Source organism: Streptomyces sp. SID3343, from assembly GCF_009865215.1.
Classification (GTDB): Bacteria; Actinomycetota; Actinomycetes; order Streptomycetales; family Streptomycetaceae; genus Embleya.
On sequence record NZ_WWJX01001470.1, the window covers coordinates 1 to 14,460 of the forward strand.

At 71.0% G+C, this 14,460-nt stretch carries 11 protein-coding genes; 5 read left to right on the top strand and 6 right to left on the bottom strand.

What is annotated here, in order from left to right; genetic code table 11:
- Together GT354_RS46715 and GT354_RS46720 are read right to left on the bottom strand one after the other, a co-directional pair.
- Positions 1-2,292, bottom strand: a 2,292-nt coding sequence (locus tag GT354_RS46715; RefSeq protein ID WP_161363740.1) for an ATP-dependent helicase, incomplete at its 3' end; no start/stop codon positions are given.
- Between the two features lie 225 nt (positions 2,293-2,517).
- Positions 2,518-2,829 (bottom strand): MGMT family protein, encoded by a 312-nt coding sequence (locus GT354_RS46720; RefSeq protein WP_161363742.1) that lies wholly within the window; start codon positions 2,827-2,829, stop codon positions 2,518-2,520.
- A gap of 153 nt (positions 2,830-2,982) precedes the next feature.
- Between GT354_RS46720 and GT354_RS46725 the strand changes: the two genes are divergently transcribed.
- A complete protein-coding gene (locus tag GT354_RS46725; protein ID WP_346012490.1) occupies positions 2,983-5,397 on the top strand; it encodes a lysylphosphatidylglycerol synthase transmembrane domain-containing protein in 2,415 nt (804 codons plus the stop codon).
- A 424-nt stretch (positions 5,398-5,821) separates the two neighbouring features.
- Here GT354_RS46725 and moeZ read toward each other — a convergent pair whose 3' ends face one another.
- The 3 genes from moeZ to GT354_RS46740 all read right to left on the bottom strand — a co-directional run bounded on the left by moeZ (position 5,822) and on the right by GT354_RS46740 (position 10,060).
- On the bottom strand, positions 5,822-7,003 hold the full coding sequence (moeZ, locus tag GT354_RS46730) for an adenylyltransferase/sulfurtransferase MoeZ (protein ID WP_161363744.1): 1,182 nt from the start codon (positions 7,001-7,003) through the stop codon (positions 5,822-5,824).
- 149 nt (positions 7,004-7,152) lie between these two features.
- Positions 7,153-9,078 (bottom strand): DUF3152 domain-containing protein, encoded by a 1,926-nt coding sequence (locus GT354_RS56940; RefSeq protein WP_161363746.1) that lies wholly within the window; start codon positions 9,076-9,078, stop codon positions 7,153-7,155.
- A gap of 40 nt (positions 9,079-9,118) precedes the next feature.
- A complete protein-coding gene (locus GT354_RS46740) occupies positions 9,119-10,060 on the bottom strand; it encodes an alpha/beta hydrolase (RefSeq protein WP_346012491.1) in 942 nt (313 codons plus the stop codon).
- A gap of 238 nt (positions 10,061-10,298) precedes the next feature.
- Here GT354_RS46740 and GT354_RS46745 point away from each other — a divergent pair, with 238 nt between their 5' ends.
- From GT354_RS46745 to GT354_RS55355, 3 genes are all read left to right on the top strand, one after another.
- Complete coding sequence (locus GT354_RS46745; protein ID WP_202513077.1) at positions 10,299-10,553, top strand: hypothetical protein; 255 nt, start codon at positions 10,299-10,301, stop codon at positions 10,551-10,553.
- A gap of 211 nt (positions 10,554-10,764) precedes the next feature.
- Complete coding sequence (locus tag GT354_RS46750; RefSeq protein WP_161363748.1) at positions 10,765-11,403, top strand: TetR/AcrR family transcriptional regulator; 639 nt, start codon at positions 10,765-10,767, stop codon at positions 11,401-11,403.
- A gap of 170 nt (positions 11,404-11,573) precedes the next feature.
- Entirely contained in the window at positions 11,574-11,801 is a 228-nt protein-coding gene (locus tag GT354_RS55355; RefSeq protein ID WP_161363751.1) for a DUF3107 domain-containing protein, read from the top strand.
- A 202-nt stretch (positions 11,802-12,003) separates the two neighbouring features.
- On the opposite strand, the gene GT354_RS46760 is transcribed toward GT354_RS55355, so the two are convergent.
- Positions 12,004-12,684 carry a ferritin-like fold-containing protein gene (locus GT354_RS46760; protein WP_161363753.1) on the bottom strand — a complete coding sequence of 227 codons (681 nt, stop codon included), beginning with the start codon at positions 12,682-12,684 and terminating at the stop codon, positions 12,004-12,006.
- A 345-nt stretch (positions 12,685-13,029) separates the two neighbouring features.
- Here GT354_RS46760 and GT354_RS46765 point away from each other — a divergent pair.
- A partial coding sequence (locus GT354_RS46765) for a DEAD/DEAH box helicase (protein WP_237536139.1) occupies positions 13,030-14,460 on the top strand: 1,431 nt, incomplete at its 3' end.

Genomic DNA, 14,460 nt, shown 5'->3' on the forward strand with positions numbered 1-14,460 from the left:
ACGCAGCACGGGCGGCGCGAGCGGATCCACCGCCGCCGAGCGCAACTCGGCCACCAGCGCCGACGTCGACAACGGCCGGCGCGGCCGCTCCTTGACCTCCACCGGCGGCACGCCCAGCTCCTCCAGGAACCGGGACGGCTGGTCGCCGTCGTCATGGGTCGAGTCCACCGCGGTGACCACCAGCCGCTCCCGCGCCCGGGTGACCGCGACGTAGAACAATCGCCGCTCCTCGGCGAGCAGCGCGCCCGGGGACAGCGGCTCGGCCAGGCCGTCGGAGCCGATCCGGTCCGCCTCCAGGAGCGAGCCGCGCCGCCGCAGGTCGGGCCACAGGCCCTCCTGGACCCCGGTGACCACCACCAGGCGCCACTGCAGGCCCTTGGCCCGGTGGGCGGTCAACAGGCGCACCGACTCGCCGCGCAGCGCGCTGTCGTCGAGCCGATCGCCGGGGATCTGCTGGGCCTTGAGCTCGGCCAGGAAGTTGAGCGCGCCCCGATGCCCGGCCCGTTCCTCCGCGCGGGCCGCGACCTCGAACAGGGCCACCACCGCGTCCAGGTCACGGTCGGCGTTGCGGCCCGGCGTACCACCGCGCAGAACCGCCCGCTCCAGGCGCGCCGGCCACGGCGTCCCCTGCCACAGCGTCCACAGCGCGTCCTCGGTGCTGCCGTCGGCCGCGAGCACATCCCGGGCCTTGGCGATCAGCAGCCCTAGGCGCAGCGCCCCGCCGCCGACGCGCTGCTCTATCGCCACGAGCTGCCCCGGCTCGGCGAGCGCGTCGCGGATCAGCTCGGCCGACGGCCGCGTACTGGTCACCTTCGCGGCACAGGCGAGCCGCTCCTCGGCCCGCAACGCCCGCCCGAGCAGCCGAAGATCACCCGCGTCGAGCCCGCCCAGCGGGGACTGCAACAGCGTGCGCGCGGTCTCCGCGTCCAGCACGCCGGGATCCGCCGCCACGTGCAACGCGGTCAACAGCGGCGACACCGCCTGCTCGGCCGCGATCGGCAGCTCGTCGCCGGCGATCTCCAGCGGCACCCCGGCCGCCGACAAAGCCCGCCGAAGCCCGGGGATCGAGCGCGCGCCGGAGCGCACCAGCACCGCCATCTGTCCCCACGGCACCTCGTCCTCCAAGTGCGCGCGGCGCAGGATGTCGGCGATGTTGTCCAGCTCGGCGCCCGGCGTCGGATACGTGTACACCTCGACTCGGCTCGGGTCCTCGTCCCCGGTCACCGACGGGATCAACTCGCGGTGCGCGCGCACCCGATCGCCCGGCAGCCGGCTCAGCGCCATCCTTTGGGCCACCACGCGCGACGCGGCGAGCAGCCCCGCGGGCGCCCGGCGGGACGTGCGCAGGACCACGATGTCGGCGGGCGTGCCGTCGGCCCGGGGGAAGCGGTGCGGAAAGTCGAGGATGCCGTTGACGTCGGCGCCGCGGAACGCGTAGATCGACTGGTCGGGGTCGCCCACCGCGATCAGGTCGCGGCCGTCGCCCGCGAGCGCCGCGAGCAGGCGCACCTGCGCGGGGTCGGTGTCCTGGTACTCGTCGACGAACACCGCCTTGTAGCGCCCGCGCAGGATGTGGGCGATATCGGGCTGCTCGGCGAGCAGCACCGCGCGGTGCACGAGCTCGGCGTAGTCCACCACGCCCTGGGCGTCGATCACGTGCAGGTATTCGGCGAGGAAGTCGGCCGCCGCGCGCCAGTCGCGCCGACCGGTGTCCTGGGCGAACCGGGCGAGCGCGTCCGGGTCGAGCCCGAGTTCGCGGCTGCGCGCGATCACCGCGCGCACCTCGTCGGCGAACCCGCGCGTGCCCACCGCCGCCCGCAGCTCGGTGGGCCACACCACGCTGCCCTCCTCGACCCCGCCGGCGAGCAACTCGCGCACGAACACGTCCTGCTCGGGACCGGTCATCAGGCGCAGCGGATAGCTGAACAGCTCGGCCGGCTGGTGCTCACGCACCAGGCCGTAGCAAAAGGAGTGGAACGTGGTCGCGGTCGGCACCGCCGCCGACGTGGACCCGCTCGCCCGCAGGCGCGCCGTCAACCGGTCGCGCAGTTCGCCCGCCGCCTTGCGGCTGAACGTCAGCACGAGGATCTCCTCGGGCCGCATCCCGCGCGCGACCCGCTCGGCCACCGCCTCCACGAGCACGGTGGTCTTGCCCGTGCCAGGCCCGGCCAGGACCAGGAGCGGACCGCCGGGATGCGACACGACGGCACGCTGGTAGTCGTCCGGGATCACCGGCGCGGGCGGCACCACGGGGGTGCGCCGCAAGCGGTATGCCGGGGTGGGGATGGTCATCGTTGCCGGGAGTGCCTTCGCGTCGCCGTCGAGGATGCGCGGTCGCTTCGGGTGCCGCGACCGCGACGAGGAGGCCGCGCCCCGGTCGGCAGGGCGCGGCCGATGCCCATCAGATCACACCCGGCTCCCCCACCCCGGGAGCACACCGGGCCCACCCGCCGCCCACCGATGTGACCTGTCACACCCGCCACCGTCCGCCCGAAGCGAAAACCGGCGACGGCCGTGCTACCGCGGGTCGTCGGGCGCCCAGCGCGCCCGGCCCATGTCCACCCGCTCCCCGCCGGAGCGCAGCGGCGTGCCCTCGGCCCGGTAGTGCGCCGGCGCCCGGAGGGCGTGACTGGGCGGCAACGAGCCGTCGGCGCGCACGACCCGCCACCACGGCACCCCGCCGCCGTACAACGCCATCACCCGGCCCACCTGTCGCGGGCCGCCTTCCTGGAGCTCCTCGGCGACGTCGCCGTAGGCCATCACTCGGCCAGGTGGGATGCGGTCGACCAGGTCGAGCACCCGCTCGGCGAAGGGGTTAGGGTCACTCATTCGCACATGGTGACAGAGTCGTCGGACACGTCGTCGGACAACCGGCGGACCCCTTTCGGCCGCACTTCGGCGCGGCCGGGCGCAGACCCGAGCCCGGGTCGTGGCACCATCGACGCGGCGGTGACGGGTGAGACGAGAGACGACGAGGCAGTGGTGAGCACAGGGGGTGCCCCCGGAAACGGGTACGGGCGCGCCCTCGTCGTGGAGCCCTCACAACCCCTGCGCGTGCACCGTTCGTCCGATCTGCTGCGCGTCCTGTTCGGCGGGATCGCGCTCGCCGTGGTCTTCGTGCTCGCGAGCATCGCGCGCCAAACCACGTCGGGCCTGGAGTCGGACATCGTCCGCGGTGCCCAGAACAGCACCCCGCACCTGCTGCTCAACCTCTCCGGCGGCGTGTTCGCCGTCGCCGTGCTCGTGGTGCCGGTGGCGTACGGCATCGAGCGCCTGGTCAGCCGGGACGGCCTGCGGGTCGCCGACGGGGTGATCGCCGCCGCGGCGACCTATCTGGCCTCGCTGGCGCTCGACTGGTGGGTCACCGGGCCCGGCCCCGACGCGCTCGAACACGCGCTGACCCGGTCGCTGCCGCCGCCCGAAGTCGGGCTCACCGACCCCGTACACGGCTACCTGGCGCCGATCGTCGCCTACGTGACCGCCGTCGGCCTGGTCCGCCGCCCACGCTGGCAACTCATGGTGTGGACACTGTTGTTGCTCAACGCGGCGACCGTCCTGGTCGGCGGCTACACGACCCCCATCGCACTGCTCACCAGCGTCCTGTTCGGCCGCACGATCGCCTACGCGACGCTGTACGCGGTCGGCCTGCCCAACACCCGCCCGCCCGCCGAGTCGGTGGTCGCCGCGCTGCGCCGGTTCGGCCTGATCGCGCTGTCGTGCGTGCGCACCGACGACGGCCCCGAGGAGACCCGCCGCTACGCGGTCCGGCTCGCCGACGAGCGCCTGCTCGACGTGACCGTGCTCGACCGCGACCAACAGGCGTCCGGGGCGCTGTACCGGTTCTACCGCCGGCTCATGCTGCGCGGGGTCACCCAGCGGCGCACCGTGCTGTCCACCCGCCGGGCGCTCGAACAGGAATCCCTCATGGCGTACGCGTGCGCCGACGCGGGAGTGCGCGCCCCGCGCCTGGTCGCCACCACCGAAGTCGGCCCCGACGCCGCGCTGCTCGCGTACGCGAACGTGCCCGGGCGCACGCTGGACACGCTCGACGACGACGAACTCACCGATCAACTCCTGGCCCGGGTGTGGGAACAGTTGGGCCTGCTCCAGGCACACCGCCTCACCCACCGTCGACTGGTCGCCGAGAGCATCCTGGTCGACGGCGCGGGCGAGCCGTGGCTGATGGACCTGCGCGCCGGCGAGATCGCGTCGAGCGAGCTCTCGCTGCGCATCGACACCGCGCAACTGCTGACGTCGCTGGCCCTGCGGGTGGGCGAGGAACGCGCCGTGCACACCGCGGCGGAGGTGCTCGGCGCGGACACCGTCGCCGCGTGCCTGCCGCTGCTGCAAAAGGTCGCGATGAGCCGAGCCACCCGGGCGATGCTCCGCAAGGACAAGAACCTGCTCTCGCGCATCCGCGAACAGATCCTGGAGTTGCGGCCCCAGGCCGAGGTGGAACCGGTCCGCCTGGAGCGGGTCCGGGCCCGCACCCTGGTCACGGTCGTGGCGAGCACGTTCGCGGGCTACTTCCTGCTGTCCCAGCTCAGCCACGTCGACCTGGGCAAGATCTTCGAGAGCGCCAACTGGGGCTGGGCGGCGATCGGGCTGCTCGCGGCCTCGCTCAGCTATGTGTGCGCCGCGCTGATGCTGCTGGGATTCGTCCCGGAACGGCTGTCGCTGCTGCGCACCACGACGGTGCAACTCGCGGGCTCGTTCGTGAAGTTGGTCGCCCCGCCGGCGGTCAGCGGCGTCGCGCTGAACACCCGCTACCTGCAAAAGGCCGGCATCCCACCCACTCTCGCGGCGGCCAGCGTCGGCGTCTCGCAACTGGGCGGCCTGGTCTTCCACATCGGCCTGCTCGCGTTCTTCGGCTACATCGCCGGCACCGCGGAGACGCCGTCCTTCGCGCCGTCGGGCGCGGTGATCGCGGGCCTGCTGATCCTGGCCCTGGTCTGCCTGTTGGTGATGGCGGTGCCGCCGCTGCGGCGCTGGATCGTCAAGCAGTTGCGCCAGCTGTTCTCGGGCATCGTGCCGCGTCTGCTCGACGTCCTCCAGACGCCCACCAAGCTCGCGGCCGGTCTGGGCGGCACGGTGCTGCTGACGCTGTCCTTCATCCTGTGCCTGGACGCGAGCGTGCGGGCCTTCGGCGGCTCGGCCGGCTTCGCGGCCATCGCGGTGGTATTCCTCGCCGGCAACGCGATCGGCTCCGCGGCACCCACCCCGGGCGGCATCGGCGCGGTCGAGGCGGCCCTGATCGCGGGCCTCACCAGCACCGCGAGACTCCCCTTCGAAACCGCGACGGCAGCAGTCCTGCTCTACCGCTTCCTGACCTTCTGGCTCCCGGTCCTACCAGGCTGGATAGCGTTCACCCACCTACAACGCAAACAAGCCATCTAGCTCCTCGGCCCCGACGACCAAAACGCCGAACAAGCCCAAAACCCAGCCCGTCCGGCGTTTGAGAACACCCCCAGCCACAGACCAGGGCCCCGCCCCCGACAACAACGCCCAAACGCCGAACGAGCCACGAATTCAGCCCGTCCGGCGTTTGAGGACACCTCGGCCGAAGCCCGGGCCCCGACCCCCACAGCAACGCCGAAACGCCGAACGAGCCCAAAACCCAGCCCGTCCGGCGCTTGAGGACACCCCGGCCGAAGCCCGGGCCCCGACCCCCACAGCAACGCCGAAACGCCGAACGAGCCCAAAACCCAGCCCGTCCGGCGTTTGAGGACACCTCGGCCGAAGGCCGGGCACCGCCGCGTTCGAAAACAACAACCGATCCCGGAAGGCCGAGACCCGAGCACGGCCCGTCCGACCCCGAGGACTAGTACACGGGCTTCGACGGCTCGATCTGGTTGACCCAACCGATCACGCCGCCCCCAAGGTGGACCGCGTCCGCGAACCCCGCCGCCTTGAGCACCGCGAGCACCTCGGCCGACCGGACACCGCTCTTGCAGTTGAGCACGATGCGCTTGTCCTGCGGGAGGTCCTCCAGCGCACGGCCCATCAGGAACTCGTTCTTCGGGATCAACCGCGAGCTCGGGATCTTCACGATCTCGTACTCGCCCGGCTCGCGAACGTCGATCAGGTCGATGTTCTCGCCGGCGTCCATCCACTCCTTGAGCTGACGCGGCGTGATGGTCGAACCGAGTGCGGCCTCCTGGGCCTCCTCGGACACGACACCACAAAACGCTTCGTAGTCGATCAGCTCGGTGACGCTCGGGTTCTTGCCGCAGACCGCGCACTCGGGGTCCTTGCGGACCTTGACCTGGCGATAGGTCATCTCCAGGGCGTCATAGATCATCAGCCGGCCGACCAGCGGCTCGCCGATGCCCATGAGCAGCTTGATCGCCTCGTTGACCTGGATCGACCCGATCGACGCGCACAGCACGCCGAGCACGCCGCCCTCGGCGCACGAGGGGACCATGCCGGGGGGCGGGGGCTCCGGGTAGAGGCAGCGGTAGCACGGTCCGTGCTCGGACCAGAACACGCTCGCCTGGCCGTCGAAGCGGTAGATCGAACCCCACACGTACGGCTTGTTCAGCAGCACGCAGGCGTCGTTGACCAGGTAGCGGGTCGCGAAGTTGTCGGTGCCGTCCACGATCAGGTCGTACTGCGCGAAGATGTCCATCACGTTGTCGGCTTCGAGCCGCTCTTCGTGCAGGATCACGTTCGTGTACGGGTTGATCTCCTTGACCGAGTCGCGCGCGGACTCCGCCTTGGACCGGCCGATGTCACTCTGGCCGTGGATGATCTGGCGCTGGAGGTTGGACTCGTCGACGGTGTCGAATTCGACGATCCCGAGCGTGCCGACACCGGCCGCGGCGAGATACATCAACGCGGGCGAGCCCAAGCCGCCCGCGCCGACGCACAGGACCTTGGCGTTCTTCAGGCGCTTCTGCCCGTCCATCCCGACGTCGGGGATGATCAGGTGGCGCGAGTAGCGACGGACCTCGTCGACGGTCAGCTCGGCGGCCGGCTCGACCAGGGGTGGTAGCTGCGACACGGAAACTCTCCGATGGTCGGACTGTCTGTCTCGGGTGCTCTCCTGTCGCAACAGTGCCACGCCCGTCCCGATTCCCGGATACCGGGTCCGCAGCGTGAGACATGCTCGTCCGCAGGTCGGACGAGCCCCGCGAGAGCGCCGACGGGGGGTTACGCGTTGGGCTTGACCGCCGGGTAGGGCCACGGATTGGCCTCGCAGATCGTGCCCTTGTTCGGGCCGATCTCCACCTCGCGCGACTTGGTCTGCTGCATCATCACCGGTGCGATCCCGCCCGGGCCGCAGTCCAGTTGGTGGTTGTGACCGATGCGGTGCCCCACCTCGTGGTTGATCAGCATCTGTCGATAGCCGAGCATGTCGTCGCCGTAGGCGGTCGAACCCTGGCCCCAGCGCCAAGCGTTGATCATCACCCACTTGGTGCCGGCCGCGTCACACGAGACGTTGCTCTCGCTGGTGTCGCCGGTGATCGGGGTGCAGATCCGGTGCACGGTCTCGGGGCTCGACAGCCGCACCACGAAGTCGGCGTTGCCGGCGTCGGTGCGCTCGAAGGTGAGTTTGTCGTGTGCCCAACTACGCGGGTCGTTGAGCGTCTTCTGCACGGTCGTGGCGAACAGTTCGCCGTCCATCTGCAGGCCGTCCTCGATCTCGACCGCGTACAGGTACTTCTTGCCGCTGCCCGGCGCGGCCTGCTTGCCGGGCACGGTCTCGAACTTGCCGCTCAACGCCAGCTTCGGTTCGATCGGGAAGCGCACGGTGAGCTGATCGGTGGTCGTCGGCGAGGACGGCGTCGGAAGCGGCAGCGACGAGGCGCCTCCGGGGGTGACGGGAGTGAGCGGGGCGCCGCGGTCGTTGTTTCGCGACGGGAACGGTGACTCGGTGCGATTCGGCGTATCGCCGGCCTCGGTCTGACCGTCGCCGATCGCCTGGGCCGAGGGGCCGCCGTCGTCCGGCATGTTCAACACGACCGCGCCCGCGAGCACCGCGCCGGTGACGACCGCGCCGGACGCGGCGACGAGAGTGCGCCGCCCCTTGCGCGGCGCGGGCCGGTTGGCCCGGCGCGTGGACGCGCGACCGCTCGATCCGCCGCCGATCACGGCCGGCTCGGTCTTGGGCCCGGGCCGATACGAGTACTCCGACTCGCCGGCCGCGGGTTCCGGCTCGGGGTCGAACCCGACCTCGGGTTCGACGTCGACGACGTCGGGCGACTCGGTAGTGAACGAGGTCGGTTCGAGCTCGGGCTCCGGCGCGGCCCACGGCTCGGGCTCCATCGCGTACTGCCCCGCGCCGGGAGCGTCCGTCGACCCGTGTTCGGTCGGCAGGTCGTAGAGCGCGTCGGCCAACGGATCCTGGAACGACGCCACCACCGGATAGCTGCCGGACGCGTCGTAGCCGTAGCCGACGAAACTCTGCGGCTCGAACGTCGTGGTGTCGTACGTCGGCGCGGCCGGTGCCTCGACGATCGCGTACGTCCCACTCGCGTAGACGTCCTGCGCGTACGTTTCGCTCGGATAGCCGCCGCCCGGATGGGTGCCGGGGCCGGTGAAGGTGTCGGTCGCGTAGGCGTCCGGCGGGTAGAGGTGCCCCGGGTAGGTGTCCGTCGCGTAGGCGTCCGCGGCGTACGTACCCGTCCCGTACGTGTCCGTCGGGTAGCCGTTCGTCGGGTAGCCGCCGGTCTGCTGCGCGGCCGAGACGTCCGGCGAGCCGTAGGGCTCCAGCGGGTCGTCCCAGTGCGCGGGCGCGGCGGCCATCGTCCCGGGCACCGACCACGTGTCGGCGCTCGTCGGGGGTGTGGGGTGTTCCCAGCCCTGGGCCGGACCGTCGTAACCGGCGGTGTGCTGCTCGGGCGAGTAATCGCCGTAGCCGGCCTGCTGCGACTGAGCGGGGTAGCCGTGCTGCCCGGTGTCCGGTTGCGGATACCCGGTGCCGGCGAAGGACGTGTCGGCGGTGCCGGCTCCCGCGCCGGACCAGCCGCCGTAGGCGCCGTCCGATCCGGCTTGGCCGTACGTCGCCTGATGCGGGACCGCCGCGTAGGCACCGGTCGAGCCCTCGTCGGGCTGACCGTCGATGCCGTACTGCACGTTCGGATGCGATCCCGAGTGACGTCCCATAAGTGCGTGTTCACCCCTCCACGGTCGACGGCACCGAAGCACGGTCGAGCAGTTCGCGGAAACCCCGAGCCACCACGCGGGGGTGTTCGAGCATTGCCACGTGTCCCGACTGTGGCACGACGACCAGTCGCGCGTCCGGGAACGTCTCGGTCGCCCGCTTGGCCATCCGCGGATCGACCAGTTTGTCGCGGCGACCGTACACGAGCAACGTGGGTGCCTTCACCTCGGCGGCCTGCCGCCACAACGCGTGCTCGCCGCGCTCCAGGTAGGAACCGATCAGCGCCCGGGTCGAATGCGTGAACGCGTCCATCATGTACGGGAGTTCGAGTCGGCGGCGGTATTCGGCGGCGGCCTCGGTGAAAGCCTGGCCGCCGACCACCGTCGGGTCGCCGTACATCATCGCGATCGACATCCGGGTGCGCTGTTCCGGCGTCATGTTGCGGCTCATCCGCAGCAACGCCCGTCCCGCCCCCGGCACTCCGAGCAGGACCGTCGGCAACACCGAGGCCCGCACCCGCAGGTCGGGCAGCGCCGGCGAGATCAGCGTCAGGCTCGCGACCAGATCCGGCCGCCGCGCCGCCAGTCGGGTCGCGACCGCGCCGCCCATCGAATTGCCGAACAGGTGTACCGGTCCGCGCCGCAGCGACAGGATCACGCCCTCGACCGCCCGACAGTGCGCGGAGATCGAGTAGTCGCCGTTGCGCGGCGGCCGGGAACGGCCGAAACCGGGCAGATCCACGAGTTCCGCGGCAACGTCCGCGCGCAGTTCCTCGGCGAGTTGAGTCCAGTTCAGGGAGGAGCCACCGAGGCCGTGGATCATCACGGCGGGAGGCCGTTCGGCGTCGCGGTTCGCGTCTCTGCGCACGACGATTTCCGCGTCGGTGGCGACTTCGACCGTACGCGCAGGCCAAGGCGTCGCGTCGGCATCGCGGGCAGAGCTCAAGGTCGTCACGGGGGGCAATATTACGAGATGATCACTGGGACGGAAGGGCGGATCCCCTGGCGACCCGTGCCGGCCGGGTCGGTCTCGGCTCTTATGCCCTGGTTCATGACGCCACTGTAAACGCTTCACACATCACGTTTCGACATCGATCCCTGAAGTGCGGCAACGGGGGCGAGGCGGATCATGGACGTGCACGGACGCGCCGGGTGGGCCGCATACCGGCGATCCGCGAGGGCAGGGAAGCCGTATGGCCGAGAACGACAACACCCCCGTATCCGACGTATCCGATGAAGTCGCCGAAATCGATGCCGCGTTGGTGGGCGAGGCGAGCGACAACCCCGAAATCCCGGTGGCCGACGCGGTCGAGCAGCGCACTCCGGTGGCCGACGAGGATCTGGAGACCGGCGAGCTCTGGGCCCCCGTGCCGGACGAGGTCGACCCGGCGGATGCCACCGAGCAACGACGTGTGGTCGCCCATCCGGAGGAAGAGGACCACCGCTGAGGGCTCGCGGAACCGTCCCCGCGCACGTCACGCGCCCCCTTGCGGCGTTCCGGAACGCACGGGATCCTGTTTCGTTGCGCCACGAAACTTACGCAGTGGGTTACCCGAAAGTAGACTGCGTACCCGAAAGTATTGGCGTGGTGGAACGACCCGCCGGGCCACCGACCCGTCCGGTGCCGGCGACACGTCGAGCGACACCTTGAGGAGCCCCGTGACAGCCATCCAGGATGCGGATCCCCGTCCCCGCGGTACCCGGCTGCCCCGACTCGCGCGCAGGACGCAACTCCTCGGCGCCGCGCAGGAGGTCTTCGTCAAGCAGGGCTACCACGCGGCGGCCATGGACGACATCGCCGAATGCGCCGGGGTCAGCAAACCCGTGCTGTATCAGCACTTCCCCGGCAAACTCGAGCTCTACCTGGCGCTGCTCGACCAGCACTGCGACTCCCTGTTCGCGGCGGTGCAGCGCGCGCTCGAATCGACGCACGACAACAAGTTCCGCGTGGCCGCGACGGTCGACGCCTACTTCGCGTTCGTGGACGACGACGGCGGCGCGTTCCGGCTCGTCTTCGAATCGGATCTCACCAACGAGAGCGCCGTGCGCGAGCGGGTGGAGCGGGTGAGCGAGATGTGCGCCGAGGCGGTCAGCAAGATCATCGCCGAGGACACCGGGTTGGGCCAGGAGGAGTCGATGCTCCTGGCGATCGGCCTGACCGGCATGGCCCAGGTCACCGCCCGCTACTGGATCGCCCGCGGCGCGACCATCCCGCGCGACACCGCGTCGCACCTGGTCTCGTCGCTGTCGTGGCGCGGCATCTCGCGTTTCCCGCGCAAGGACGACCCGCAGCACTGAGCGCGTCGCGGCGACCGACGGGGCCGCGATTGTTCCCGTCGGGCGTTCGCGTTCGGCGTACCTGTCGTGGCGCCGGGTCACCCGACCTCTCGACTAGCCTGCTGGAGAACGTACGGCCCGCGGTTGTCGCGGCGGCCGTTCTCCAGAATGTCAAGGCCGGAGGGACAGCCGTGGAGATCAAGATCGGCGTGCAGCACGTCGGGCGGGAACTGGTGCTGGAGAGCACGGAGAGCCCGGAGGAAGTCGAGCAGAAGGTCGCCGACGCGTTGTCGGGTTCTGCTTCGGTGCTGTCCCTGACCGACGAGAAGGGCCGCCGGGTGCTCGTGCCCAGCGACCGTCTCGCCTACGTCGAGCTCGGTGAGCCGTCGGCCCGTCGGGTCGGCTTCGGCACCAACTGAGGCACCGCCTCACCGATACACAGGCAAGCCGCGAAGGCGGGTGGGTCCGGGTTCCGGAGCCACCCGCCTTCGGCGTTTCGCGAGCTTCCCGGCGGGCGGACCACGACGCGCGGGCCCGAGCGCGGGCCGCGGCGCGGTGGCCACGCGGCTCGTCGGCTCAGGAGCCTCAGGAGACTCAGGAGCCTCAGGAGGCTCAGGAGGCTCAGGAGGCGAGCCCCAGCAGGGCCATCCGCTTCTGGTGCGCCTCGGTGATGCGGTTGAACATCTGGCCGATCTCGGCCAGGTCGAAGCCGGGGCTGGTCCCGCTGCCGACCAGCATCGTGGACAGCGCGTCGCGCTCGGCCGCGACTCGCTGGGCCTGGCTGAGCGCCTCGCCCATCAGCCGTCGGCCCCACAGCGCGAGCCGCCCGGCGACCTTGGGGTCGTGCTCGATCGCGGCGCGCACGGCGTCGACCACGAACGCCGAGTGGCCGGTGTCGCGCTGGACCTCGACGATCAGGTCCCGGCTCACCGCGTCCAGGTGCGCGGCGACCTCGCGGTAGAAGTCGGCCGCGATGCCGTCCCCCACATATGCCTTGACCAGGCCCTCCAGCCAATCGGCCGGCGCGGTGTGCACGTGGAACTCGTCGAGCGGCACGATGAAGGGGTCCATCGCCGCCGCCGGGTCGGCCCCCAGCGCGCTGATCCGGTCGCGCAGCATCGTGTAGTGCTGGAACTCGGCGACGGCCATCGCGGCGAGCGCGGCCTTGTCGTCGACCGTCGGCGCCATCTTCGCGTCCTCGGCCAGCCGCTCGAAGGCGGTGATCTCGCCGTAGGCGAGCACGCCGAGCAGTTCGATCACGGCGGCCCGCATCTCCGCGCTCTCCTGCGTACCTTCGGTCATGCCCGCCCCTTCGCTCGTGCCGTCACCGTCGTCCGTACCACCCACAGTGCTCACAAGAACGCAGCGTAGTGAGCGGACGACGGCTACGGAGGCGCCATCTATGGGCGGAGTCGCCCATCTCCGGACAAGCAGTAATGAGCATCACCCCACCGGCCGCACGACGGCAGGTACAGTGGTAGTGAACGCGGATGCCCGGTCGGAGGACGATCGGCTCCGACCGACCCGCTCGGGTGGCCGCCCGAAGGCGAGAGGTCCCGTGCAGCGCCCCCGCAATCCGGGTGGGCGCCATGGTCTCGACCCGCCCTCGGCACTGACGGCCCCCACCACACAGAAGAGGCTGGACCCCTGACAACTTTTCGCGAACTCGGAGTGCTTTCCGAAACAGCCGAGGCCCTCGAAGCGCTCGGCATCACCGAGGCGTTCCCCGTCCAGGAGATGACCCTTCCGGTCGCCCTGTCCGGGAACGACGTGATCGGACAGGCCAAGACCGGTACGGGCAAGACCCTCGGCTTCGGCATCCCCCTGTTGCAGCGCATCACCGTCGCGGCCGACGTCGAGGCCGGGCGCGCGCCCGCGGACACCGTCCCCGGGCGTACCCCGCAGGCCCTCGTCGTGGTCCCCACGCGTGAGCTGTGCGTGCAGGTCACCAACGACCTCCAGGCCGCGGGCAAGCTGCGCGACGTGCGCATCCTCGCGGTCTACGGCGGCCGTGCGTACGAGCCGCAGATCGACACCCTCAAGAAGGGCGTCGACGTGGTCGTCGGCACCCCCGGGCGACTGCTCGACTTGGTCGGACAGGGTCACGTGAACCTGTCCGAGGTCAAGATGCTCGTCCTGGACGAGGCCGACGAGATGCTCGACCTGGGCTTTTTGCCCGACGTCGAGAAGATCGTCGAGCGGCTGCCCAAGCGCCGCCAGACGATGCTGTTCTCGGCGACCATGCCGGGCCAGATCATCACGCTCGCGCGTCGCTACATGAGCAAGCCCACGCACATCCGCGCGTCCGCGCCGGACGACCTGGGCGCGACCGTGAAGTCGGTCAAGCAGTTCGTCTACCGCGCGCACGGGCTCGACAAGCCCGAGTTGATGGCGCGCGTGCTCCAGGCCAATGGGCGTGGCCTGGTGATGGTGTTCTGCCGGACCAAGCGCACCGCCGCCGACTTGGCGCAGGGCCTGTCCGAGCGCGGTTTCGCTTCGGCGGCCGTGCACGGCGACCTCGGCCAGGGCGCGCGTGAGCAGGCGCTGCGCGCGTTCCGCAACGGCAAGGTGGACGTGTTGGTGGCCACCGACGTCGCGGCCCGCGGCATCGACGTCGAGGGTGTCACCCACGTGGTGAACTACCAGTGCCCCGACGACGAGAAGACCTACCTGCACCGCATCGGTCGCACCGGCCGCGCGGGTGCCTCGGGCACCGCGGTCACGCTGGTCGACTGGGAGGACATCCCGCGCTGGAGCCTGATCAACAAGGCTCTGGACCTGGGCTTCGCCGACCCGGTCGAGACCTACTCGACGTCGCCGCACCTGTTCACCGACCTCGACATCGCCACGACCGTGGGCAGCGTGCTCCCGCGCGCCGACCGCACCCGTGCGGGTCTGGGCGCGGAGGACGTCGAAGACCTCGGCGAGACCGGCAAGAACAGCCGCGGCAAGTCGTCGGACCGCACCAAGGGCCGCGGCGCCAAGAGCGGCCCGGCCTCGTCCGGTCCCTCCGCCGCCGGCCCCTCGGACGCCGCCGATGCCGACGCCGAGCCCAGCCGTCGCCGCGCGCCGGGCAGC